Origin of the sequence: Chitinophaga pendula (genome assembly GCF_020386615.1) — a bacterium.
GTDB classification, from domain to species: Bacteria; Bacteroidota; Bacteroidia; order Chitinophagales; family Chitinophagaceae; genus Chitinophaga; species Chitinophaga pendula.
Window position 1 is genome coordinate 2,595,646 of record NZ_CP077769.1, and the last position, 24,201, is coordinate 2,619,846.

Annotated in this window: 19 protein-coding genes; 13 read left to right on the forward strand and 6 right to left on the reverse strand. The window is 50.0% G+C overall.

The window, feature by feature from the left end:
* Window positions 1-258 precede the first annotated feature (258 nt).
* Complete coding sequence (locus tag KTO58_RS09305; protein ID WP_095839625.1) at window positions 259-657, reverse strand: hypothetical protein; 399 nt, start codon at window positions 655-657, stop codon at window positions 259-261.
* A 72-nt stretch (window positions 658-729) separates the two neighbouring features.
* Between KTO58_RS09305 and KTO58_RS09310 the strand changes: the two genes are divergently transcribed.
* A complete protein-coding gene (locus KTO58_RS09310; protein WP_225860163.1) occupies window positions 730-2,412 on the forward strand; it encodes a L,D-transpeptidase family protein in 1,683 nt (560 codons plus the stop codon).
* A gap of 222 nt (window positions 2,413-2,634) precedes the next feature.
* Window positions 2,635-3,381, forward strand: coding sequence for a murein L,D-transpeptidase catalytic domain family protein (locus KTO58_RS09315; RefSeq protein WP_095839624.1), 747 nt, complete (start codon window positions 2,635-2,637; stop codon window positions 3,379-3,381).
* Between the two features lie 77 nt (window positions 3,382-3,458).
* Here KTO58_RS09315 and KTO58_RS09320 read toward each other — a convergent pair whose 3' ends face one another.
* The 3 genes from KTO58_RS09320 to KTO58_RS09330 form a co-directional block, all read right to left on the reverse strand.
* Window positions 3,459-4,109, reverse strand: a complete 651-nt coding sequence (locus KTO58_RS09320) for an HD domain-containing protein (protein ID WP_095841636.1) — start codon at window positions 4,107-4,109, stop codon at window positions 3,459-3,461.
* Window positions 4,110-4,197: 88 nt separating this feature from the next.
* On the reverse strand, window positions 4,198-5,226 hold the full coding sequence (locus KTO58_RS09325) for a D-cysteine desulfhydrase family protein (protein WP_095839623.1): 1,029 nt from the start codon (window positions 5,224-5,226) through the stop codon (window positions 4,198-4,200).
* Window positions 5,227-5,343: 117 nt separating this feature from the next.
* Window positions 5,344-6,195 carry an AraC family transcriptional regulator gene (locus KTO58_RS09330; protein WP_095839622.1) on the reverse strand — a complete coding sequence of 284 codons (852 nt, stop codon included), beginning with the start codon at window positions 6,193-6,195 and terminating at the stop codon, window positions 5,344-5,346.
* Window positions 6,196-6,804: 609 nt separating this feature from the next.
* On the opposite strand from KTO58_RS09330, the gene KTO58_RS09335 reads away from it, so the two are divergent.
* The 5 genes from KTO58_RS09335 (at window position 6,805) to KTO58_RS09355 (ending at window position 13,397) form a co-directional block, all read left to right on the forward strand.
* On the forward strand, window positions 6,805-8,631 hold the full coding sequence (locus tag KTO58_RS09335) for a T9SS type A sorting domain-containing protein (RefSeq protein ID WP_095839621.1): 1,827 nt from the start codon (window positions 6,805-6,807) through the stop codon (window positions 8,629-8,631).
* A gap of 287 nt (window positions 8,632-8,918) precedes the next feature.
* Complete coding sequence (locus KTO58_RS09340) at window positions 8,919-9,686, forward strand: hypothetical protein (RefSeq protein ID WP_095839620.1); 768 nt, start codon at window positions 8,919-8,921, stop codon at window positions 9,684-9,686.
* A 90-nt stretch (window positions 9,687-9,776) separates the two neighbouring features.
* Window positions 9,777-10,598, forward strand: a complete 822-nt coding sequence (locus KTO58_RS09345) for an SDR family oxidoreductase (RefSeq protein ID WP_095839619.1) — start codon at window positions 9,777-9,779, stop codon at window positions 10,596-10,598.
* 174 nt (window positions 10,599-10,772) lie between these two features.
* Window positions 10,773-11,888, forward strand: a complete 1,116-nt coding sequence (locus tag KTO58_RS09350) for an agmatine deiminase family protein (protein WP_225860164.1) — start codon at window positions 10,773-10,775, stop codon at window positions 11,886-11,888.
* Between the two features lie 594 nt (window positions 11,889-12,482).
* Window positions 12,483-13,397, forward strand: coding sequence for a C1 family peptidase (locus KTO58_RS09355; RefSeq protein ID WP_095839616.1), 915 nt, complete (start codon window positions 12,483-12,485; stop codon window positions 13,395-13,397).
* A 91-nt stretch (window positions 13,398-13,488) separates the two neighbouring features.
* On the opposite strand, the gene KTO58_RS09360 is transcribed toward KTO58_RS09355, so the two are convergent.
* Window positions 13,489-14,313 (reverse strand): AraC family transcriptional regulator, encoded by an 825-nt coding sequence (locus tag KTO58_RS09360; RefSeq protein WP_095839615.1) that lies wholly within the window; start codon window positions 14,311-14,313, stop codon window positions 13,489-13,491.
* A 119-nt stretch (window positions 14,314-14,432) separates the two neighbouring features.
* Here KTO58_RS09360 and KTO58_RS09365 point away from each other — a divergent pair, with 119 nt between their 5' ends.
* The 3 genes from KTO58_RS09365 to KTO58_RS09375 are packed head-to-tail and all read left to right on the forward strand — an operon-like array spanning window position 14,433 to window position 18,401.
* A complete protein-coding gene (locus tag KTO58_RS09365; protein WP_198314961.1) occupies window positions 14,433-15,737 on the forward strand; it encodes a TolC family protein in 1,305 nt (434 codons plus the stop codon).
* 5 nt (window positions 15,738-15,742) lie between these two features.
* Window positions 15,743-16,810, forward strand: a complete 1,068-nt coding sequence (locus KTO58_RS09370; RefSeq protein WP_095839613.1) for an HlyD family secretion protein — start codon at window positions 15,743-15,745, stop codon at window positions 16,808-16,810.
* A 1-nt stretch (window position 16,811) separates the two neighbouring features.
* A complete protein-coding gene (locus tag KTO58_RS09375; protein WP_095839612.1) occupies window positions 16,812-18,401 on the forward strand; it encodes an MFS transporter in 1,590 nt (529 codons plus the stop codon).
* Here KTO58_RS09375 and KTO58_RS09380 read toward each other — a convergent pair.
* Window positions 18,391-18,870 carry a RidA family protein gene (locus KTO58_RS09380; protein WP_198314960.1) on the reverse strand — a complete coding sequence of 160 codons (480 nt, stop codon included), beginning with the start codon at window positions 18,868-18,870 and terminating at the stop codon, window positions 18,391-18,393. The two genes, KTO58_RS09375 and KTO58_RS09380, sit on opposite strands and share 11 nt — an antisense overlap.
* Before the next feature lie 135 nt (window positions 18,871-19,005).
* Here KTO58_RS09380 and KTO58_RS09385 point away from each other — a divergent pair, with 135 nt between their 5' ends.
* From KTO58_RS09385 to KTO58_RS09395, 3 genes are all read left to right on the forward strand, one after another.
* Window positions 19,006-19,635 (forward strand): RNA polymerase sigma factor, encoded by a 630-nt coding sequence (locus tag KTO58_RS09385; protein ID WP_095839610.1) that lies wholly within the window; start codon window positions 19,006-19,008, stop codon window positions 19,633-19,635.
* 121 nt (window positions 19,636-19,756) lie between these two features.
* Window positions 19,757-20,743: a FecR family protein gene (locus KTO58_RS09390; RefSeq protein ID WP_095839609.1), complete on the forward strand. Its 987-nt coding sequence runs from the start codon at window positions 19,757-19,759 to the stop codon at window positions 20,741-20,743.
* A gap of 24 nt (window positions 20,744-20,767) precedes the next feature.
* Window positions 20,768-24,184: a SusC/RagA family TonB-linked outer membrane protein gene (locus tag KTO58_RS09395; protein ID WP_198314959.1), complete on the forward strand. Its 3,417-nt coding sequence runs from the start codon at window positions 20,768-20,770 to the stop codon at window positions 24,182-24,184.
* Window positions 24,185-24,201: the final 17 nt, after the last annotated feature.

Sequence of the window (24,201 nt, forward strand, 5' to 3'; positions counted from 1 at the left end):
GTCAGGCGCTCCGAACTATAAAGGGCGGAGGGAAAAAGACAGTAGAACTTTGTTCCAGTTATTTATGTACGCGCAATAATCCATGTCCGGATGAGTGCCGTTGTGAGCCGATGCGGCCGGGTAGTACTATTGGTCAATGTGTGGACATTAACTGACCGATGTGAACTGACCTATCTCGTACGACAATCGTACGAAGGGAAACGCCCTGCCGTTGCTGATGAGGCAACGGCAGGGCGTTTGTCATTTGTGCTGATAATATTATTCTGACCAGTGAATAAGTGTTACTACGATAAAGCCATCGCTCCCAACTTTACCCTGGCTCAGGGTGATTGTTTCGCGGGAGGCGCCTTCCCAGGCACCTTCATAAGCGCCGAAGGTATAGGTACCAGCGGGCAGGTCGAAGAATTTGTTTTCTTCAGCGCGTTCGCCGGGGTAGATATATTCTCCTGTCTGAACGTTTCTGGCCCAGTATCCTCGAAGGCCGGAGCCGTTTACCGGATTGCCTTTACTGTCCTGCAGGGCGATGCGGACATTGTAAGTGGCGGCAGCTGGTGTTGGCTGGATGTTAATACTGGTCCTGTTGCTGTTGGGGATAATGGCGTAGCTGTTGGCAAAGATGAAGACGGACAACAAACTGAAAAGCAGTGTTTTTTGCATGGGTAACAAGATTATGGTTAGGCTTGAAAATAGGTTTTTTCTGTCTGTTGGTTCTGCAATGATTATTATTAAATGTTTAAATCAGGTGGGGAGGCGTATGAGTTGTGGAAGAAATGTAACGGTTCCGGAGGCATGGCTTTTGCTGCTAAGTCCGGTATGAAACAGTCCAGTATTTTATTTTTTACCCTACTATTATTGATCTGGGGATGCGGCCCTGATAGCAAGAAGGAGGCTGCCACCACGATCACCCCACGTAATACGGCTATACAGCCCGGGAATGCTTATAATGACCTGTTCCTGGATAGTAGTGCTGTAGAGAAATTCATTACCAGTACGAAGGTGAATGACACTATTGCGGATCGCATGCGTAGTTTCTACAATGCGCGGAACTTTGAGTTTGCCTGGTTTGACCATACTGGTCTTACGGAGCAGGCGCTTAGTTTCCGCAGTTTGTATGACTATGCCAGTGATACCGTGACGAATAAGGGGTTGGAATACCGGTTGGATGCTCTCATTACGGGCGAGAATGATTCGGCGCTTACGGCCAGCGATCCTCAGATCGTAAAGACGGAGTTGCAGTTGACACGGCGGTTCGTGCAATACTTCCTGGAGAACTTCCATGAGGCCGGCGGATTGCATATTAAACAGCTGGAGTCCTTTATTCCCGCGCAGCGGCAGGAGTTACTATCTTTTGCGGCGGCGGTAGTGAAAGACAAGGATCAGCGTAAGCTGAGTGACAATAATGCGGATTACGGCGCTTTGCATGAGCAGGTAAAAACGTATGCGGCACTGGTAGAAAAGGGCGGATGGGATACGTTGCCGGTGCAGAAAAAGCGATCCTATAAAAAAGGGGATAATGATGCTGTTATCGCCGGTATAAAAAAGCGATTATACGTATCAGGAGAGTTTAAAGAGCAGGATACAACGCTTGCCTTTACGGAGGGGCTGGAGCAGGCGGTAAAGGCATTCCAGCAAAGTCATGGGTATACGGCCTCGGGTGTGGTGTCGGATACGCTGTTGCGTGAGATGAATATTCCGGCGCGGTTCAGGTTGCAGCAGTTGCTCATCAATATGGAGCGCATGCGATGGATGCCTGCCAGCAAAGAAGGCAAGCTGATCACGGTGAATATTCCGGAGTTTATGCTGCATGTTCGGGAAGGCGGTAAGCAGGTGATGGATATGGCGGTGGTAGTGGGGAGAGAAGGCCACAGTACGGTGATGTTCTCCGGCGAGCTGAACCAGATCGTTTTCAGTCCTTACTGGAATATACCATCCAGTATTGTACGTAAGGAGATATTAAACAAGAGTAAGCAATACCTGGCTTCGCAAGGGATGGAGACTACGGGTACGCGGAATGGTTTGCCGGTGATACGGCAGAAACCGGGTCCTAAAAATGCTTTAGGGAGGGTCAAATTCCTGTTCCCTAACAGTTACAATATTTATTTTCATGATACCCCTGCGAAGGGACTTTTTAACCGGGATAAGCGGGCTTATAGCCACGGATGTATCCGACTGGCAGACCCGGTGAAGTTAGCGCAATACGTGTTGGCTGATAACAGTGCCTGGCCGCCGGAGCGTATTGACAGTGCGATGAATGCCGGAAAGGAGAAATGGGTAAAGATCAAGGATCCTGTGCCGGTGTTGATTACCTATTATACGGCCTGGCAGGATGAAAACAAGGTATTGCAGTTCCGGGAAGACATATACGAGCACGACCATAAAACTGCTGGTAAAATGTTCAGCGATCCACAATAAACTTATTATCATAAAAAGCCACTGTACTGCGTTATTCTGTGCTGTAGCGTTCCCTTTTTGCGCGGAAATATCCTGTTAGGATATTGTTAAAAAGCATGTCCCAACATTCCATTTTGGGGTGTTTTTGGACATTTATTGTTAATTTTGATCTTCCATCGCAAAGCAGCATTTCCATTTGACATTTTGAGGTTCGCTCTTTTTAGTAACTAAACAGTGTAATGAATGATTAAACCGGATCAGAAAAAGATCAGGCTGGTGGCTTTTTGTGTATTGTTTTCCACCCTGTTATTCCAGGCAAAGGAGCCATCGGCAGGTCACGTTAATGAACCAGTGGTGAAAAAGGTTGCCATGCCTACATATACCACCCTGTATGACAGTCTTAAATTAGACTCCCTGGGACTATCCCGCAGGGCATATGATTATGCTATTCAAGGTTATGAAAGGCTGAAGGATGATGAGAAGCTGGCGAATAAGCAGTTGCTTTCTATCGTTGATTTCAGTTTGCCGTCGAGTAAGAAGCGGTTATTTATCCTGGACCTGGAGACAGGTGCTTTGTTGTTCAACACTTTTGTGTCTCACGGGCGTAATTCGGGTAGGGAGCTGGCGACGGCATTTTCCAATGCGCAGAACAGTTTCATGAGTAGTTTAGGTTTTTATGTGACTGGTGCTACTTACAAAGGGGAGCACGGTTATTCGCTGAAACTGATTGGAGAGGAGAAAGGCATTAACGATAATGCGCTTAGCCGTGGCATTGTGATGCATAGTGCGGATTATGTAAATGAGGCATTGATCAACAGTCAGGGATATATAGGGCGTAGTTTGGGATGTCCGGCTATTCCTATCAGCCTGCATAAAAAGATCATTGAGAAGATCCGGAATGGTTCCTGTCTTTTCCTTTACAGCCCTGATACGCATTACCTCGCTAATTCGCAGTTGTTGTCACACAGTGATATGGCGACGAGGATGTAGGAGATAATATTATTCATATATAGCAAAGCGGGTTGACTGATGTATTCGGTCAACCCGCTTTGTTATGTGTGGTATTCTTATTCGCTCCAGGGGGAGTGCAGGATACAGTCGCAGAAATTTTTGCGTTGGAATCCTGGTATCATGAATGCACAGACATCTGCTTTGATATTACCGAAGGTGGTATCTGTCTTGTGTTCGAAACCGCTGAAGAAGGTAGGTATGATCTGTTTTTTAAAACCGGTCCGGGGAAACGCGGTGATAATCTCTTCGCGATGTGAGTCGCTTAGCCGTTCATATCCTTCTCCCATTACGTCCAGGCCTACTCCGGAATACAACAAGGCGACTTCGGGCTCTTTATATTCGGCGATGCCGATGGTGGTGTGTAAGGCGATCGCGTCCCATACGAGTTGTACTTGTTCTTTGCCGATGCCCTGGCTTTGGAGGAAGTTACGGGCTGCGTTGGCGCCATCTACTTCAAACCTCTTATCCGGGCTGCTATAATGGGTGGTAAGGCCCAGATCATGGAATACCGCGCTTATATACAGCAGTTCCTGATCGTATCTGATATCGTCTCTTTTTGCGTTCAACGAGGCAAACAGGAATACGCGGAGGGAGTGATTGTACAGGAATTCGGTACCATGTGTCAACAATAACTCTGTAGCCTGCCGGGCGATGGAACTATCTGGTATGCTGATACCAGCGATTGATCTTAATGTAATTTGCGACATTGTATTTTTTACAGCAAAATTACCCATGCAGGGAGGCCCTGACAATGTTAAAACCTGCTGTTCACCTGCAAAAAATGACGATGTGCCGTTATATTTCGCCTGCGGACGGAGTGAAGATGTTGCGGTAAGCGAACAGTCCAGGTGTGCCGCCGGTGAGGATGAAGAGGATACGATCTCCCGGTTTATAGTATCCCTGTCTGATATCTTCCAACATACCGGCGAAGGCTTTGCCGCTGTATACGGGATCGAGTAAGATGCCTTCTGTCCTTGCCAGCAAACGTACAGCTGCCAGCATAGCGGCGGTGGGGATGCCATATGCTTCGCCCCTGTAATCATTGCTGATAGCGATATCGGTTTCGGTTACTATCAGTTGGGGAGCGATCAACTGTAAGGTGGCGTTGGTCTTTTCGAGGGTGTTATTGTATACGGCTGTTGGTTCTGCCAATACATTGTAGGTACGCACTTGGGTATTGCTTTGCAAGGCTTTGAAGCCGGCGAGCAGTCCTGCATGTGTGCCGCTGCTGCCATTGGGCGCCAGTACATAATCAAATACGAGGTCTGCGTTGTCGGCCTGTTGTTGTATTTCTTGTGCGCAATGCACATATCCGAGGCAGCCTGTGGGGCTGGAGCCCCCCATAGGCATTACATAGGCGTTTCTGCCCGCTGCTTTCAGTGCTGCTGCGCGTTCTTCGGCGAGGGCGAGGGCGTTGGTGCCGGCCGGGAGGTCTACAATGCGGGCGCCCAGGATATTTTCCAGTACGATGTTGCCATTATCGCTATAGTCGGCGGTATCTATCGGAACGGTGCGTGTGAGGAATAGTTCGCAGGAGAGGCCGGCTTTGGCTGCTGCGGCGGCGGTGAGTCTTGCATGATTGGACTGGCGGGCTCCTACGGTGATGATCCGCTCTGCCTTTTGCTGTAAGGCATCGCCGAGCAGGTATTCCAGTTTGCGCAGTTTATTACCGCCGAGGGCGATGCCCATTACATCATCCCGTTTTACAAATACCTGTACTCCATTTAAGGTTTTATTGAGTTGTTTTAATTCCTGTACGGCGGTAGGGCCATCCAATAATTCATATTTCGGGAATGCCTGTAGTCCCGTTAAAGCGTTTGCCATAACTGATATTGGTTAATGATCGAAGGCATAAAACTAATCCTTCCCTTATTTAGTAGTATGCAAAATAGTCTTGTGGTGCTAACAATTAACTGCCCTTTAACAAATGAGGTCCAGGGATCATTTGCCTTGATTGATGAATGCGGAGCGGTAGTCGGAGGGGGAGCTGTTGACATTTTTTTTGAAGAAGTGGCTGAACTGTTCCGGGGTTGTGAAATTGAGTTGGTAGGCGATCTCTTTGACGGCGATGGAGGAGAATTGCAGGTGGCGTTTGGCTGCTGCGATGAGCTGCCCGTTGATGATATCTTTGGCACCTCTGCCAGCACAGCGGCGGCAGAGGTCAGAGAGGCGACGCGGTGTGATATGTAGCTTTCCGGCGTAGTCAGCTACTTCATGTAAGGTATGGTAATGTTCGCTCACCAGTTCGACGAATTGCCGGTAGAGTTGTTTGTCTGCCGTATCGTAAGCGTTGACAAGTGCGGCGTTGATATTGGCAATTTTGATCATGATGATCTTGAGATAGGCGGCTAGTACATCTAGCTGGTTGATGTAGGATGCTTGTGCAGCTTCCTGTTGTATGGTTTGGAACAGGGGCAGGAGTGAGTGCCTGTCTTCTGCAGCCAGCGGGAGGCATTGATTATCGGCGGCGTTGTTGAACAGGACGGCTTTGCAGTTATTGGCGCTGGCCGGTGTACGTTCCCAGAAGCAGTCGGCGAATGACAGCAGGTAGCCTGACCATTGCAGGCCGGGGCTTTCCCGGTATACCTGGCCGCGGGCGATCAGGTATAGCTGTTGTCCATTTACGGGGAATGACTGGTCGTCTATCTGCAGATTTCCTGTTCCTTCGAGTACATATATGATACGGTGATATACCAGGCGGCAGTTGTCTGTGGCCGGTTCGCCGGCGAGGGGCCGTATAGAAAAGGTGTTGTCGATCGCTGTTTCTGTATTTGGGCTGGTGATGACCATCATCTGTCAGGTATTTCCTTATAAAGGTACAAAGATAGGGCGCGTCCGGCAGCCGGGGATGTCAAAATATACGATCTGCCTGTCAATATTTAGGGTAGGAACGATTACTTGTAGAGGGCCAGGACGGCTTTCATGATGGTGTTGAGTTTGCGGACAGGTATATCTTTAGTGGGATCTATGAGTAGTATTTTCATGCGGGCGCGTTTTTCCTGTAGCAGGTCGGGGTGGTCGATGTGTTAAACGGCATGCCATATTTCCAGGCTTCGGTTATGCTGTCGTCGAGGTGTAAGCAATAGTTCCTCAGGTATTCTAGGCAGCTTTTAGCAGATTCTTCCTGTTTTAAAAAGAATTGGTCAATTGGACGTAACATGATTTATCTGCGATAGTTACAGCAGCTAAATTACAGTTTCTTGTTTTAAGCAGTGTATATGACAGGTAGCCTGTTAAAGGTTAACATACGGATTATGAAAAAATTGTTAAATTAGTTAGAGAAGGAAAGATACTCAGTTTTTAGCCAGAATGAACCATTGCCCCTTCCCCTTTACAAGCCCCTTGTAGCTGTTTTTTTAATCGTTTAACCCTATTAGCATCCATTAAAAACCAAACTGCTTTATGAAAACTATCTACGCGTCCCTTATTTGTCTTACCAGTGTCCTGGTTAGCCAGCGTGGCTATTCGCAGGAAAAAGTGTATCCTTTGGGCAGCAGTGCTGATCTGTTGCAGCAATTCGAACAACAGTCGCGTGTACACCGGCGGCAGGCGGTAGCTGGGGAGATCCAGCTGCGGGTATCTGCTACGGCTACGTTGGCGGCGAGGATCAATTTTGAGCAGGCGGGAGCGCCTGACGAGCATCGGTTGGCCGGTGTAATTGAGAAGATACCCGGATCTTCTTTTTATCTGAACATTACGGGGAGCCGGTTGACCGGTAATATCGTGTTGCGTAACAGTAACCAGGCTTACGAATATTTTTCGGATGAGCGTGGGAATGCGTTTATACGGGAGACGGATATCAACAAGGTCCTTTGTATCAATTTGCTGGAGGCGCCGGCATCTGCTGTGCCGCAGGCACCAGCCGCATCGCCGGCGCGGGCGGTACCGTTGCTGGAGAGTTTCCCCGGTGGCGCCGGTTGTGTGTTATTGGATTTTGACGGGCAGTATGTATCGGGTACGCCCTGGAACGGGGGAAATCCTATTAATGCGGCGCCTTCTACGTTAACGAATGCGCAGATACAGGAAATCTGGGAGATGGTATCAGAGGATTACCGGCCATTTAAGGTAAATATTACTACTAACGAGGCGGTGTTTAACAGTTATGCGAAGACCAAGCGTATGCGATGTATCATTACACCTACCAATACGGCGGCACCCGGCGCCGGTGGTGTGGCTTATATCGGCTCTTTCAACTGGAATGATGAAACGCCCTGCTGGGTGTTCAACGGCGGTGTAAAGGGGGCAGGCGAGGCTGCGTCTCATGAGGTAGGGCATACATTCGGGCTTCGTCATGACGGCCGGACTACGCCATCTGAAGGGTATTTTGCCGGTCACGGCAATTGGGCGCCGATCATGGGTGTAGGTTATTACAAGCCTGTTGTACAATGGAGTAAGGGAGAATATGCTGCATCGAACAATACGGAAGATGACCTGGCGAAGATCTCGTCTACTACTTATGGTGTAGGTTATCGGGATGATGATCACGGTAACACGAATGCTACTGCTACACCGCTGGTGATTACGGCCAGTGGTACGGTGACGGCCGGTGTGAACAACGGTGTTATAGAGCGGACTACGGATGTGGATGTATTCAGTTTCCGGACATCCGGTGGTAATATTACGCTGAACTTTAACACGGCGGCCCGCCATGCTAATCTGGATATTATAGCCCGGTTGTATGATAATGGTGGCGCGTTGATCACCGCCAGTAACCCAGCTACTTTGTCTGCGGCTATCAATACTAACGTGGCGGCAGGCACCTATTATGTATCAGTGGACGGTACCGGTGCCGGCAATCCTGCTACGGATGGTTATTCGGACTATGCTTCCTTGGGATCATATTTTATCGACGGTACGATTCCTTATGCCAATAAGCCGGATACGATTGCACCTGAAAAAGATACTGCTGCTGCAGTAACGCCGGGCGCTACGCCAGGTAGTATTAAACCCGGTGTTAAAGAGCAGATTGATTCGGAAGTGAACGGTGTGGCGGTACTGGCTATGCCGAATCCTTTTACGGAACAGCTCACTATCCGTCATACGAAGGCTGGTAATGAGCAGTTTTTCGTGAGTGTGTTTGATGTTGCCGGTAATATGGTGGTGCCGGTGCAGCGATTCCGGAACGGACAGCAACTGAATGTAAGCAAGCTACAGCCCGGGTTGTACCTGCTTCGTATCAACAATGGTAAAGAGGTGATCACGCGTAAGCTGATCAAAGCAGCGCGGTAGTAGATACGGAGATGATATTCCCGTCTGTCAGTAGGTGTGTGACCTGCTGGCGGGCGGGAATATTTTTTTATTGGAAATAAGGGGCTTTTTGTAGGAGAGCTGGCCGGCGATGGTTGTGATTTTACTCCCTTTGACAGATAGGGTTTGCGAGGAAGGTGCAAATATGATTCCTCTTGCTTTTGTTGCACAGTATAAATTGGGAATGAATACCTTATGCTTGTTTATTTAATAGAAAGTTGTTTACTTCGCGTGCCAAACCCCGATTTCTATATATAAAACCCATATACATGAGAACCTTCCCAAACACTTGTCGGACTATAGCGTCCTTATTATTGGTAGCTGCGATGGCAGTCAGTGGATGTAAAAAAGACGATACGAAACCTGTCATCCCGCCTGCAACTGATGATCAACTTTACAATGATGCTGTTACGGATGCGATGTATGCAGCTGGTAATGAGAAAGTAGATAGTCTGTGGCCTATCAAAGCGGACAATCAGCGTCTTCAATGGAAAAATGTGAACGGTCAGCAATATGTGTTGCTAGCGACATTTATGCGTTACCCCGGTAGTTATCCGGTAGGAGATTCTATTACTAATTCCTGGGGGGAGTCCTGGTTATTTATTCCCGGGCAGATGAAGCAACGTTTAGCCGGTGCATTTAAGCCAGGGGTGGATACGATCAACCGTGTCTGCCAGTTGCTGGGGTTACCGCCGGTGAACAGTAAGAGCAATACACATATTGCGCAGATCTGGGTAAAGGCTTCCCGGTTGTTCCGGCCTGCCGGTAATCCAGATATTACAGCTACAACGGCGCCGGCTACACTGATACCTACTGTGAGTGCGGAGCATACGACCTGGTTCAACGGCTATATTATTTTTGCGTATTACCGTCCGTTGCAGCCATCGGGGGATTATCATTATCCGTGGACGCGTCTGGGATATACGCTAGACTGGGCGCCGGGCGCCAGTAAGGTGGGGTTGAGTGAGTATGTATTACAACCTAATTCCGGTATCTGGGTAGAAAGTGTGCAGAAGGCCGGGGATTTCTTCAAGTGATCTGGCTGAGGTATTGTAGTGAATGATATTGTATGGTGTTGGCATTGATAAAAATGCTAACTTCCATTTACACCAAAGAAACAAATTGTTATGTCATTTAAGAATAAAACAGTGCTCATCACGGGCGCAAGCAGGGGAATAGGAAAAGCTATTGCATTAAGATTGGCGAAGGAAGGTGCACAGATCGTCATAGCTGCTAAGTCGGTAACGGAAGATCCCCGCCTGGGAGGCACCATTTATTCTGCGGCAGAGGAGATCGAACAGGCTGGTGGGCAAGCGTTGGCGGTGCCTTGTGATATCCGGGAGGAGGATCAGATACGTCATGTGGTGGAGCAGGCGGTGGCAAAGTTTGGCGGTATTGATGTACTTGTCAATAATGCATCTGCTATTTCGCTGACGGGTACGGAGGCGACGGTAGCCAAACGTTTTGACCTGATGCATGATATTAATGTGCGGGGTACTTTCCTGGTGACCCAGCATTGTATTCCTCATTTACGGCAGTCGGAGAATGCGCATATTCTAACGTTATCTCCGCCGCTCAATATGGATGTGAAGTGGTTTGCGCCGCATGTGGCGTATACTTTGGCCAAGTACAATATGAGTATGCTGACGTTGGGATGGGCGGAGGAGTTCCGGAAGGACAGGATTGCCGCCAATGCGCTCTGGCCATTTACTACTATTGCTACGGCGGCGGTACAGAACCTGCTGGGTGGAGAGACGATGGCACGTATGAGCCGGACGCCTGATATCATTGCGGAAGCGGCTTACCAGGTATTGCGTCAGCCGGCGGATAGCTGTACCGGTCATCTTTTCCTGGATGAGGAGGTATTGAAGCAGTATGCCGGTATTGATAATTTTGATAGTTATGCGGTAGTACCTGGCGGCAAATTACAGAAGGACTTGTTCCTGTAGTCGTTGGCGTGCTATTATCACTTTTAGTGGAGCGGGTTGTGCATGATGCACGGCCCGCTCTTTTTTTATAACAACTTTAACACGTATTTAACCCAGCCGGCACGTAGGGGGGAGGAGGATATGGGGGTTGTATGGGAGAAGGAACCAGTTAGCGACACTTAGTTTAATCAGACAATGAAAAGAATAAAACTATCCATCAGGGTAGCTGTACTGTTGGGCATAGCGGGCATTACGCCAGTACGCAGTCAGCAGGTAGCCAACAAACCATCTCTTTACAGTGCTTATCATATACCCGGGGAGTATACAAGACATGCGCGTACCTGGATGCAATGGCCGGTGGGTGACAGTAGTTATCATCAACCGGGGCAGTTGCAGAAGGTGCGTGTCAACATGGCGCTGTTGGCCAGGACGATTGCTGACTTTGAGGAGGTGGTAATGTTGACCGGCAGTGCGGAGTTGGAGAATGCGCGGCGGCTTTGCGGGCCCGGGGTGAAGATCATGCCTTTAGCGTTGAGCGGACGTCGTATACGGGATATCAGTCCGGCCTTTGCAAAGGATGACAGTGGTGGGATGACGATTGTTGATATGCACGCCCATGCAGGCGGTGATGCACAAGTGGTGGCGGGAGACAGTCTGTTATCGCAATGTTTGGGGAAGCAGCTGGGTATTCCGGTGGTCAGTGCAGGCTTTGCGGCAGCAGGCGGGGCATTGGAAGGTGACGGTTCTGGTACGTTGATCGCTTCGGAGTATTTATTGATACCTGGGGAAGCAGGTAAGGGTGTGTCGAAGCCTATGCTGGAGCGTCAGTTATCGGCGACATTGGGAGTACGGAAGGTGATCTGGATGAAGGGGCGGCAGGAGTTGCGTATGACGGCGGCGCCTGCTAACGGTTTTATTCGATTTGTGCGTCCCGGGGTGGTATTAGCGGAGCGATATCCAGGTTGGGATGAGGGGTATCACAGTGCGGAGGCGAAGGTGATACGGGAAGCGATAGAGGTATTGCAGCATACGAAGGATGCCAGCGGGCAGGCTTTGGAGGTGAAGGTGATAGAGGTGCCGCAGAAGGTGCGTTCGGCCTCTGCGGGATTTGTGCGCAGCTATGCCGGTTATTATGTATGTAATGGTGCGGTGATCATGCCCTGTTATGGCGATAAGACTGCGGATGATAAGGCGAGGCAGGTGATACAAGGGTTGTATCCGGATCGTAAGGTGGTACAGGTGAATGTAGATGAGCTATGTGAGAGTGGGAGTAGTATCCATGATGTGACGAAGGAGCAGCCAGCGAGCTGAGGCGGTGTTTGTGCGATAGGGTTACGGGCAGGTGTGTATTAGTGGACCGTTGCCTGTGCCCGGATTTTAAATGAAGCGGAAATGCAACCGATGCTTATTAGGTAAGTATTAATAATTCTGTAATTGGTGGTTGTCTGTTTTTTTATATAGCTGGAATTAGATAACTTTATCGGCGTATTTGATAACTGCATGTCTCAACCAATATTGTGATTCCAGCGTCATCAAGCAGTTGAAACATTCTATGAGCGAATTGTATTAGTATCCTTGGGAACCCGACTTCAACCCCTGTTCCCTCCGGCAGATCCTCTGACTGGATTTTCATTTAATGCGAACTTATTTATCTCAGCGCCATTGTCTGTCAGGGCAAGTGTATTGTTCTGTTACTGGCTACAGGCGGCGATGATATATTGTCTGCATCTTCTTGTCGACGGAAGATGTGTGTGACAGGTGCGTGTTACTGATATCCGTATAAACCAAAACAAGCATGGCATTAGGAGCAAAATCATCAGATTGAAAGACCCATGTATCCATTTTGTAACCTACTTCAACCCTTCATGAACACCAAACAACACCAAAATCTCTAACACTATTTTTATGAAAAATGTACGTTTATCGTTGCTAGTGATAGCAATCGTATGGGGCATGACTGCCTGTAAAAAAGATAACGCGGGCAATGAAGCCGGCAGCACACCTGATAATACCACTGTTACCCCGAAATATGGCTTAGGAGCGAGACTTAATCCGGAAGCCTTCCGCAATATGCGTCATATCAACTTTGACGAGGTGCGTGCGCGTATGACGAAGTTGGGTTTTGGTGAGAAGGTATCCAGCAATGCGAAGGCAGCTGCGTTGCCCAGCAGTATTATTCTCAATCACCCCTCTATTGGTGATCAGGGCAGTACGGGTACTTGTGTATCCTGGGCATCTGGTTATGCGTTGAGTGGTACACTGAACAATGAGTTTCCGGTAGCTGGCGTTACCAATCCGCGGAGTCCCTGGTATGTATACCAGATGGACCACTCTGCTGCTGGCAACTGTGATCCGAATGACGGTATGTACCTGACACCCGGTTTGGATATCCTGATCAATTACGGTGTGCCTACTTATGCGGCTGATCCTTCGTTAGGTTCTCCCTGTCGCCGGCCTACCGCTGCTATGAATACCAGTGCTGCCACTGACAAGGTAGTGAACTATGCAGCCTTATCTAACCTGAATGATGTAAAGACTGCGTTGAGTATGCACTTGCCTGTGTTGATGGGCTTTACTGTGTACAGCAGTTTTGAAACTGCGTTCAGCTACGGTACTACTTTCAAAACCATTTCTGGTTCTGTACTGGGTGGACATGCGGTTTGTATCATTGGTTATAGTGATGCTAAAAATGCGGTCCTGATCCAGAACAGCTGGGGTACCAGTGGTGGAGATGCTTCTAACCGTGGCTGTATGTGGATTGACTATAATACGCTCTTTAATTCCCGTATGCAGATAGAGTTGTATTCCGTATGGAAATAACCAGTTAATAATTGCACCTGTTACAAGATGGATACCGTCAGGCCGGTACAGCATGTCTGTACCGGCTTTGGGCGTTATATGCGATATGCGGTCATTCTTCTTCTTCGCGTATGCTGCCGGTGGCGCTGGCGGCGAATGCGGAAGGGCGTTGACCGACGAGTTTGCAGAAGGTATTGCTGAAAGCGGATATGCTGTTATAGCCGGTATCGTAGGCGATTTCGCTGATGGTCTTATCTGTTTGCAGCAGTAGTTCCATGGCGCGGATGATGCGGGCCAGTTTAAGGTACTGGAAGAAGGAGATGTCCATTGCGGAGCGGAACATGCGGGTGAGTGTACGTTCGCTGAAGCCGAAGGTATGGCCGACGCTTTCGAGGGAGAGGGGTTCGTGCAGGTGTGTTTGTATATAGAGGAGGATGGGGCGCATGCGTTCCTGGTGGGTGGTGGGGATGGAGATGGGTAGTGGTTGGATACTGATCTCGGGGAGTAGTTGTTTTAGGGTGGTGAGGAACTGGAAAGGTTTTGTGCCCGGCAGGATATTGCCATCCCATTTGGCGGTGTACATGATCATTTCCAGCAGGAGGTTATTGACGGGGTAGATGCCTGTTTTATTGTAGAAGGGATCGGAGTGTTCTGTGGGATCGAGAAAGAAGTAGATGGTACGGATGTAGTTGGCCGGGTATCGATGTTCGAAATAGTGTTCGACGCCGGCGGGCACCCACATGTAGTGTCTGGCGGGCAGGAAATAGGTTTGATCTCTAGTATAGAGGAAGGCGGCGCCACCATCTATGTACATGAGTTGTCCTTTGTTGTGTTGGTGATAGGGGAGGTTGTGTTCTTCTTTTTCGTGCCATATAAATGCTGCAGCCGGTATTTCTTCTACGGCGGTGAGCAGCTGAGCGAGTCCTACTTTCTTCATTTGGCCGGATCTAACAATTTTCTGGCAATTTATAGAAAATAAAATAACTGCTGCTGGCGGAACTTTGCGTCTTCATTATAAGCAGTATGATCTTAAACAGCAAAAAGTGTGGCTGGCTAATGGCTTTGCTCACTTTGTGTGTCTGTCATCCGGCGGGGGCACAAGACGGTCGTGTGCCTGACGGGATGACCCTTTCCGATATCTGGCGGCGTGCCGACGAATACAATAAGCAATTAAGGATACAGCAGCTGAAGGTACAGCATAGTTATGCGCAGGTGGAGATAGCGACGGAGGCCCGTTTGCCGGAGATAAAGGCGGAAGGGTTATATGCCCGGGTCTCGAACCTGGCGATCTATGAAGCCGGGTTATTAAAAACGCCCAGTCAGTATCCGGTGGTACATACGTTTTACAAGGCCGGGGCGGATGCCACCCTTGCTATTTACCGGGGCGGCAGTATCAACAGGAATATCCGTATAAAAAAGACGGCAGCACACCTGGCGGAGGAGCGGCAGCATCTGACGGCTGCGGAGGTGCATTACACTGCTGCGTTGCATTACCTGGATATTTACCGTAGCCGGCGTTACCGGTCGTTGGTCCTGCAGGACATAGCGGAGCGGGAGCGGCAGTTGCAGGAGATACGGCAGTTGCATCAGAACGGGGTGGTGCTCAAGAGTGATCTGTTAAGGGCGGAGTTGAAGTTGTCCCAGCAGCGGATGTCGTTGCTGGAGATCGAGAATAGTATCCGTATAGCGATGCAGCAGCTGAGCATTATGATTGGTTTGCCAGACAGTACGGATTTGCATGTAGCGGAGGATACGACATTGGTACAGCCGATGCCGGTATCTTCTTATGAGACGTGCCTGGAGGCGGCACATCAGCATTCGTTTGCCTTTAAGATCTCCGGTTATGAAACGGCGCTCAGTGCGTTAGCGCTCGGGGAGGTAAAAGCAGGCATACTACCGGTTATTCAGTTTTTTGCCGAGTATGCCTACACTTACCCCCAGATACAGTTCTATCCCTATTCGGTAGCGCCCTACGGGTTGGGGCAGACGGGAGTGAAGGCCAGTGTGCCGATATCTGCCTTTTATCATAACAAGCGGAAGGTGCAGGCAGCCAGTATTGCACACGCGGAAGCGGAGGTGGTGCATGCTGATATGGAAGACCATATCCGGGAGGAGGTGTATACGGCGTATCTGCGGTATACGGAGGCGTTGACGCGGATCGGTGTAGCGCGGGAGAACATAGTGCAGGCGCAGGAGAACTACCGTATTGTACGCCATACTTATTTCAACCAGTTGTCGCTGCTGACGGATCTGCTGGATGCGGAGACGCAGTTATTATCGTCGCAATTTGACCTGACGACGGCGCAGGTGGCTGCCAGGGTACGTTATTATCAATTACAGAAAGCTATAGGCAATTTATAAACTATATGAATCAACAACACAAATCGAATCGTACGGACAAGGTGATTGCGCGGATCAGTACGGGTATGGCTATCCTGGTGGTGTTATGCCTGGTGGTATGGGGAGGGCGCACATTGCTGTACCAGTTGAAATATGAGGAGACGAATGATGCGCAGGTGGATGAGTACATTAACCCGGTTACGGTGAAGGTGACAGGCTATATTGCGGAGATCCGGTATGAGGAGAACCAGGAGGTGAAGAAGGGGGATACGTTGGTGCTGATAGACAACCGGGAGTATGCGGCGCATCAGGAGGAGGCGGTAGCGGCGTTGCATAATGCGGAGGCGCAGATCGGGGTATTGCGCAGTGCGATACATACTTCGGGGCAGTCGGCGAAGGTGAGTGAGGCGCAGATATCGGCTGCGAAGGCGCGGTTATGGCATCATGAGCAGGAGTATGAGCGTTACAGGAAACTATATGATGTGGAGTCGGCTACGCGGCAGCAGCTAGAGCGGGAGCAGGCGGCGCTGGAGGTGGCGAGGTCGGAGTATGCGGCGGCGCAGGAGACCTATGCTGCTGCGCTGGCGAGGATAGAAGATGCTCGTACGCAGCAGGATGTGGCGATTGCCGAGGTGGGTCGTCGTAGTGCGATACTGAAAAAGAATGAGCTGGATGTATCTTATACGGTGATCAACGCGCCTTATGACGGTAAGATGGGCCGGCGTACGATACAGCCCGGGCAGCTGGTACAGGCGGGGCAGACGCTGGCATATATTGTGGATCACGAGGCCGGTAAGTGGGTGATAGCGAATTTCAAGGAGACGCAGATCCGGCATATGCATATTGGCGAGCAGGTAGCTATTACGGTGGATGCGTATCCCGGGCAGCGGTTTTCGGGGACGATCGTTTCTTTATCGGCAGCTACGGGGTCGCGGTTTTCGTTGTTGCCACCGGATAATGCTACGGGTAATTTTGTGAAGATCGCGCAGCGGATACCGGTGCGTATACAATTAAACGGGCCCCCTGAAACGTTGCGGTGGTTGAATGCGGGGATGAGTGCGATTGTGTGTGTCGTCAAAAATCAAAAGGGGTAATATGGCAGCGGATGTATTCCGGTCGCGGGTACCGGAGTGGTTGATACGGTTGACGATCGTGCTGGTGATGTTGCCGACGGTGATGTTGTTTGCATTGTCTGTGGCGAATGTGAATGCTGCGGCGGGGTATTATGGTGCGGAGCCGGCGGATGTGCAGTTTTCGATGTTGTTGTTCTATGCGGCGGTGGCATGTTTTCCGCCCTTGGAGCGGCGGTTCTTCAGTCGTATTGCTACGAAGGAGTATTTCCTGCTTTGCCTGGTATTGCAGGTGTTGGTGACCTGGTGTTGTTATGAGACGCGGGAGATACCGGTACTGTTTATAGGCCGTTTTTTGCAAGGGATGATCAATTGCGGGGTGACGAGTATTTGTCTGACGTTGCTGTTCGGGCGATTGCGGTCGGAGTATTCGCGGGAGACGGGTTATGCTATTTTTTACGGGATGATCCTTTGTTCGGCACCGCTGACCTCTTTACTCAGTGCGCCGTTGGTTGATAATTTCGAGTACCCTGTGCTTTACAAGGCGATTATTTTCACGTTTATGCCCGGCGCGGTATTGTTATTGTTATTGATGAGGAATGTGCGGTTGAGCCCTAAAACGCCGTTGTATCAGCTGGATGGGTCCAGTTTTATACTATATGCTGCTTTACTGGTAGGTATTGGGTATGTGCTGGTATATGGGCAGCAATATTACTGGCTGGAGGATCCCCGTATTTCGGGTGTGCTGATGGCTATCTTGTTGCTGGCGATGGGTTATGGTATTCGTCAGTACCGGCGGAAGCGGCCATTTATGCATCTGGGGATATTTCGTAGTAAGGGTTTTTTGCTCGGCGCTTTGTTGTTGGCGATCCTGTATATTATCAGGGGCTCTTTAAACATTACGACTGCTTATTTTGCCAATGTGCTGGGGATGGACCCGTATAATCTGTATGAGTTGTTATTATTTAATATCGGCGGTATTGTAGCCGGTATCTTCTGTTCGTCGGCGATGGTGAAGCGGAAGCGGCCGATGCAGTTGATATGGATGATAGGTTTTGGTTTGATGGGGGTGTTTCATGTGTGGATGTATTTTTTATTCAGTGCGCAGGCGGATGCGATGACGTTTGTATGGCCTTTGGTATTACAAGGTGTTGGAGCGGGTATGTTGATGACACCTATTATCCTGTTTATGGTATCGGCGGTGCCGGAGCATATGAGTCAGTCGGCGGCATCTGCGGGGGTGTTTATCCGTTTTGCCTGTTTTTCCGCCAGTATTGCGTTGATCAATTACGGGCAGTTATTCTTTTCGCGTACGCATGCGATGCGTTTGAGCGATCATCTTTCGGGTGTGGATGAGGGGGTGCAGGAGCGGTTGTATGTATATCGTGCGGCGTTGCAGTACCGTGGGATGGGATCGGACCAGGCGGCGAAGGCTGCGCAAGGATTGCTGGATAGGGCGACCCAGCAGCAAGCCTTCTTACATTTCGCTATGGACTATTACGAGATGATCACCTTATTGATCATAGCGGTGATGTGCCTGATCGTGACGGCGCCGTTCATTAACCGTATCCTGATCAATGTGCGGTCGAAGCAGCCGGCGGCGGCTACTTTTTAGTGTTGTCTTTGGGGATGATGGCGGTGGCTTCTACTTCGATGAGCAGGTCTTCGCGGAATAGCCGGCTTACCTGTACGAGGGTACTGGCTGGGCGGGCCTTTGTGTTGATATAACGATCCCTGGCATCGCGGATGTCGGTGATCTTGGAGACATCGGTGGTGAAGAAGGACAGTTTAACAATGTTGTTCATGTTGCCCCCCAGTTCTTCTACGATATTTTTGATGTTACGAAAAACCTGGTCTGTTTGTACCCCGAGATTGCCCGGGCCGACGAGATTACCAGCTTTGTCGAGGGCTACTTGTCCGGCGATGATGATCATTTTGCAGGTGCCGAGATCGACGACGGCGGCATGTGAATATCCTTTTGGGGTGGATACGGATGCCGGGTTGACGAATTGTACGAGGTCATTGTTTTGAGCGACGGCATGTAGTGACAGGAGTAGTACTGGCAGCAGGAGTAATTTTTTCATGAGCATGGCAATGGTTGTTTTAATAGCTATGATGAAATTACCTAAAAGCGTTGGAAAAGTGTGTGAGGGATAAAAATTGGAAATTTGGCATTTATTGTTATTTTTAAGACCAATTAGGGGGGCGAATCCATATTAATGCCAGCATACCAAGACAGTGAACAGTTGATGCTACCAGCAGTGTGGCATGCATTTACGCAAGGTGACAAGTCTGCGTTCACCCGTTTGTACCATCATTTCTTTTCGGATCTTTTTACTTATGGCATGTATCTCAGCCGGGATAAGGCGGTGGTGAAGGAGTGTATTCAGGATCTTTTCATTACGCTGTGGAACCGGCGGGAGGAGTTGCAGGCGGTGCGGGATATCCCGGCATACCTGGTGCGTGCGATGCGTAACCGGATGCTGACGCGATTATCTTCCAAGACCACTGTTATTTTTGATGAGCTGCAGGAGGAGAACTATGATTTTGAGATCAGTTATCCGGTGGTGCACCGGTTGATCCGGGATGAGCAGCATGCGTTATTGTATGCGCATTTTAAGGTGGCGATGAAGAAGTTGACGCCGCGGCAGCGGGAGATGATCTACCTGCGTTATATGCGGGGGATGTCTTATGAGGCGGTGTGTGACATAATGCAGATTACGGTGAAGGCCGGTTATAAGCTGATGGCGCGATCTCTGGAGACGTTGCGGGAGAACCTGCAGCATATTCCCGGTATCCGTCATTGGTGGACGTTGCTGGTGTTGTTATTGGGCGTATTGGGAGGATGATGTTGTGGGGGGGGGGCAGGGTTATTTCGGGAAGGAAAAAAAAATTAAAAAAATATACTGTACTGTGGGGTGATTTGTTTGACCCGTTAGTCTTTATAGCAAATACTACCTGTTTTTCCATATGAACAATGACTATCCGGACTATGCTGCGGATGATCTGTTGCAGCATCCTGGGTTTCTGTCGTCTATGCGTACGGCGAGGCCATATGAGACTGATTTCTGGCTATCCTGGCGGGAGCGTTATCCCGGGCGGGAGCAGGAGTTGGAGATGGCTGCGCAGTTGTACCGGTTGATGCATATGCAGGAGGATGTGGTACCGACGGCGGTTGATGTTGAGGAGGTATGGCAGCGTATTGCAGCGGAGACGGTGTCCCGGCCGGTATATCGTAGCCGGCGGATGGTGGCGTTGGCGGCATCTATATTACTGTTGATCGGTATTGGCGGAGGGGTGGTTTATTGGTGGCAGTTGCCATCTAAGGTGGTAGCGATGACGAAGGCGGGGGCACGTGAGATCATGTTGCCGGACGGTACGCGGTTGGTATTGCAGCCAGGCAGTGAGTGTCGTTATTATACGGACCTGGCGAGGGCTGGCCGGCGGGAGATATGGGTGAAGGGCGGTGCGTGGCTGGATGTGAGTAAGCGGGAGGCGCCTTTTGTGGTGCATTTGGACAGTATGGAAGTGGTGGTGTTGGGGACCCGGTTTAATGTGATGAGCCGTCAGCGGCAGCAGCATGTGATGCTGGAGCAAGGGCGGGTGAAGGTGACGGAGGCACATCGGGAGGTGTTGTTGGAACCTGGGGAGATTGCTTACCGCAGTGGTACACATTTGCGCAAGCAGACAATAGATATACAATTATATTCCGGATGGAGAACAGGAAAACTGGAATTTGAGAATACCACGATGAAAGATATCATTGCGCTATTAGCGTATGCTTATGGCTACGAGGTTCGTTGTCCGAACGAACCGGGGTTGCTGAGCAGAAAGATCAGCGGTAGTATTGCTGCTGACAATGAGTCCTCTTTACTTTATACATTATCTGTCGCATTCCGTATCAATTTTATTCAGCAGGAGAATATTATCACTATCATACCGAATCGTTCTAACTAACAGTTAAATTTCCATGCCATGTGGATGCCACGATTATCAACCAGATCTGTGGGTAGTTGCGCGAGCTTGCTACTCATTGTACTACCGCTATGTCCTTTACAGGCGGCCATGTTTTCCGACTATACGACTGTTCCGTATGCAGCAAAGCGCTTAACGAATGACAGTACGCAATTGCAGCAATGGTTGCTGCGATTCAGTAAAGAAAAGAAGATTCATTTCATTTATGACCCGGCGTTGCTGAAGGGTAAGTATGTCAGCAATGTGCGAGCGAGTAGCCTGGCGGAGGTGACGCAGCAGTTGCAGCAAGCCGGTTTGCGATTGGTGCAGACGGGTACGCATCAGTATGTGATACAGCCGGTGGTTGTGCCGGCGACTTCGGTGCCGGCGGGCCGTGCTAACCTAGCTATGGAGCCGGCGGCGGCGGTTGTGGCGGACAAGGTGGTGAAGGGTGTGGTGAAGGACCAGTTAGGGACGCCACTGCCCGGGGTGTCGGTGAAGGTGAGCGGGCGGCCGCAGGGGGTGATCACGGATGTGAACGGACAGTTCCAGTTGTCGATACCAGAGGGGGCGAGCCTGGAGTTCAGCTTTATCGGATACCAGCAGCAGACGGTGACGGTAGGGGCACAGACGGAGCTGACGGTGGTATTGGCGGCGTCGAGCAGCAGCCTGAATGAGGTGTTGGTGGTGGGGTATGGAGCGCAGAAGAAGGTGGATGTGATCGGATCGGTGTCGCAGTTGTCTGCTACGCAGCTCAACAACCGGCCGGTGACGCAGGTATCGAATGCGTTGACGGGTCAGATGCCCGGTGTGACGGTGATACAGCGATCCGGGCGGCCAGGTAATTCCGGCGGCGCTATCAATGTACGAGGGGTAGGGTCTTTTGGTGCTGCTTCAGGAGCGTTGATACTAGTAGACGGGATACCTACCAGTTCCTTTAACGATATTGATCCTAACGATATAGAGACTATTTCGGTGTTGAAGGACGCATCTTCCGCCGCGATATACGGGGCGAGAGCTGCTAACGGGGTGATATTAGTGACTACGAAATCGGGTAAGGAAGGGAAGACGAAGGTGTCGTATAACGGGTATGTCGGTATCCAGCGGGCGACGGCTTATCCGAAGTTTGTGAATTCCTGGGATTATGCGCAATTGTATAACGAGGCAACTAACAGTACGGCCTATACGCCCGCAGACATTCAGAAATTCAGGGATGGCAGTGACCGGGATAACTTTCCGAATACGGATTTTATTAAGTCGGTGTTTTCACGCAGTGGTGTGCAGACGGGGCATAATCTATCGCTTAGTGGTGGCGGAAAGACGAATCAGTACGTATTATCGTTGGGCTACCTGAGCCAGGACGGTATTGTGGTAAAGAATAACTATTCGCGTTACAATCTGCGATTCAATATGACGAGCCAGATCAACGATAAGCTGAAGCTGACGACCCGGCTGGCCGGTATCAGTACGGTGACGAATGAGCCGGCGCCGCCTGCTACATTGGATTTCAATGATATGGTGAGTATTATCGGGCAGTCGGTTCGTTATCCGGCCATATATGCGGACAAGTTATCCAACGGCTATTATGGGGTAGGTGTGGTACAGAAAGGTACGCCGGTATCATGGCTGGAAAGCGAGTCGTTTTACAAGGAGCGGAGGATGGATCTGAATGCCAATTTGCGATTGGACTGGCAGGTGATCTCTGATCTAAAGTTGTCGTTGATAGGCGGTTATAACCAGGTGAACTTTAACAATAAACGTTTTCTGGCGACGCAGCGGGTGAATGCGAATATCCTGCTTGGGCCGAATCAGCTGAATCAGAATAACAATACTACTTATTACAAGACGGTGCAGGCGTTGGCGGAGTACAACAAACATGTGGGGCGTCACCAGGTGGGGGTGCTGGCGGGTTATTCGCTGGAGAGCAGCCGGCTGGAGACGTTGGCGGCATCGAGGGATAAGTTGCCCGGCAACAGTCTGACGGAGTTGGGTGTGGGTGCGGAAGACAACCAGAAGGCGAACGGTGGGGCGAATGAGTGGGGATTGCAGTCGGTGTTCGGGCGTGTGCGATATAACTACGACAGTCGCTATCTGCTGGAGGCGGTGGCGCGGTTTGACGGATCTTCGCGCTTTCCTACCAGCCGTAAGTATGCTTTCTTTCCCTCTGTGGCGGTAGGCTGGCGTATTTCGCAGGAAAATTTTATGAAGGACCATGTATCGTGGGTGAATGAGTTGAAGTTAAAGGCCTCTATTGGTACGTTGGGGAACCAGAATATCACGAACAGTAACGGGCAGGAATATTATCCCTATCAGAACACGCTGGTATCTGGATCGGCATATAGTTATCCTTTCGGCGGGGTGATCACTTCTGGGGCAGCGAGGACGACGCTGACGGACAGTACGCTGCAATGGGAATCTACCCGTACTACGGACGTGGGGATAGAAGGCAGTCTGTTCAAGAGTAAGCTGAATTTCGGGGTGACCTATTTTGATCGCTATACCTATGATATCTTATACAGTCCCAGTGCCAGTGTATCGGCGGTATTGGGGTACCAGTTGTCGCCGCAGAATACCGGTAGATTAAAGAACACCGGCTGGGAGTTTTCGCTCGGATATAATGATCATGTAGGGGATCTTACTTACCGGTTGGGCGGTAATCTATCTATTATCAACAACAAGGTGCTGGACCTGGGAGTGGGTAATATCCGGCAGTTAAATGGTATGGTGGGTAACGGGAGTAACCTGTTTATCGGTTATCCTATGAGTATGTACTATGGTTATGTGTCGGACGGATTGTTCACCAATGCGGACGATGTAAAGAACTGGGCGGATCAGCGGGCGGTGACGCCTAATGCGAAGCCAGGGGATATCCGTTATCGTGATATCAGCGGTCCGGATGGCAAGCCGGACGGGAAGGTGGATGCTACCTATGACCGGGTGTTCCTGGGTAGTTCTATTCCTAAGTACACATTTGGATTGAATCTGGGCGCTGACTATAAAGGATTTGACATCAGTGTGTTGTTGCAAGGGGTGACGGGTGTGAAGGGATACCTGGATAATACGGCAGGTTGGGCATTTTACAATACGGCATCGGTGCAGCAATGGCAGATGGATGAGCGGTGGACGGCTGCTAACCCGGACCGTAATGCCGGTTATCCGCGGCTGGAGCTGATCCCTAATTCGGGTACACCGAATACGGTGGTATCTTCTTTCTGGGCGATCAACGGATCTTATCTGCGGGTGAAGAATGTGCAGCTCGGGTATGGTTTGCCGAAGGCGCTGTTGCAACGTATGCGGATAGAGTCGCTGCGATTTTATGTAAGCGGAGAGAACCTGTATACGTGGAGTCGTTACCGTAAGGGCTGGGATCCGGAGATCAATACCAGCGGGGCTTATTACCCGATACTGGCTAATTATACTTTTGGTGTGAATGTGAAGTTCTAACTATTCAACTATTGATT

Bases quoted from the DNA above. Each gene is read 5' to 3' on its own strand.
- KTO58_RS09305 (WP_095839625.1), bottom strand. From the start codon at position 657: ATGCAAAAAACACTGCTTTTCAGTTTGTTGTCCGTCTTCATCTTTGCC.
- KTO58_RS09310 (WP_225860163.1), top strand. From the start codon at position 730: ATGTTTAAATCAGGTGGGGAGGCGTATGAGTTGTGGAAGAAATGTAAC.
- KTO58_RS09315 (WP_095839624.1), top strand. From the start codon at position 2,635: ATGATTAAACCGGATCAGAAAAAGATCAGGCTGGTGGCTTTTTGTGTA.
- KTO58_RS09320 (WP_095841636.1), bottom strand. From the start codon at position 4,109: ATGTCGCAAATTACATTAAGATCAATCGCTGGTATCAGCATACCAGAT.
- KTO58_RS09325 (WP_095839623.1), bottom strand. From the start codon at position 5,226: ATGGCAAACGCTTTAACGGGACTACAGGCATTCCCGAAATATGAATTA.
- KTO58_RS09330 (WP_095839622.1), bottom strand. From the start codon at position 6,195: ATGATGGTCATCACCAGCCCAAATACAGAAACAGCGATCGACAACACC.
- KTO58_RS09335 (WP_095839621.1), top strand. From the start codon at position 6,805: ATGAAAACTATCTACGCGTCCCTTATTTGTCTTACCAGTGTCCTGGTT.
- KTO58_RS09340 (WP_095839620.1), top strand. From the start codon at position 8,919: ATGAGAACCTTCCCAAACACTTGTCGGACTATAGCGTCCTTATTATTG.
- KTO58_RS09345 (WP_095839619.1), top strand. From the start codon at position 9,777: ATGTCATTTAAGAATAAAACAGTGCTCATCACGGGCGCAAGCAGGGGA.
- KTO58_RS09350 (WP_225860164.1), top strand. From the start codon at position 10,773: ATGAAAAGAATAAAACTATCCATCAGGGTAGCTGTACTGTTGGGCATA.
- KTO58_RS09355 (WP_095839616.1), top strand. From the start codon at position 12,483: ATGAAAAATGTACGTTTATCGTTGCTAGTGATAGCAATCGTATGGGGC.
- KTO58_RS09360 (WP_095839615.1), bottom strand. From the start codon at position 14,313: ATGAAGAAAGTAGGACTCGCTCAGCTGCTCACCGCCGTAGAAGAAATA.
- KTO58_RS09365 (WP_198314961.1), top strand. From the start codon at position 14,433: ATGGCTTTGCTCACTTTGTGTGTCTGTCATCCGGCGGGGGCACAAGAC.
- KTO58_RS09370 (WP_095839613.1), top strand. From the start codon at position 15,743: ATGAATCAACAACACAAATCGAATCGTACGGACAAGGTGATTGCGCGG.
- KTO58_RS09375 (WP_095839612.1), top strand. From the start codon at position 16,812: ATGGCAGCGGATGTATTCCGGTCGCGGGTACCGGAGTGGTTGATACGG.
- KTO58_RS09380 (WP_198314960.1), bottom strand. From the start codon at position 18,870: ATGAAAAAATTACTCCTGCTGCCAGTACTACTCCTGTCACTACATGCC.
- KTO58_RS09385 (WP_095839610.1), top strand. From the start codon at position 19,006: ATGCCAGCATACCAAGACAGTGAACAGTTGATGCTACCAGCAGTGTGG.
- KTO58_RS09390 (WP_095839609.1), top strand. From the start codon at position 19,757: ATGAACAATGACTATCCGGACTATGCTGCGGATGATCTGTTGCAGCAT.
- KTO58_RS09395 (WP_198314959.1), top strand. From the start codon at position 20,768: ATGCCACGATTATCAACCAGATCTGTGGGTAGTTGCGCGAGCTTGCTA.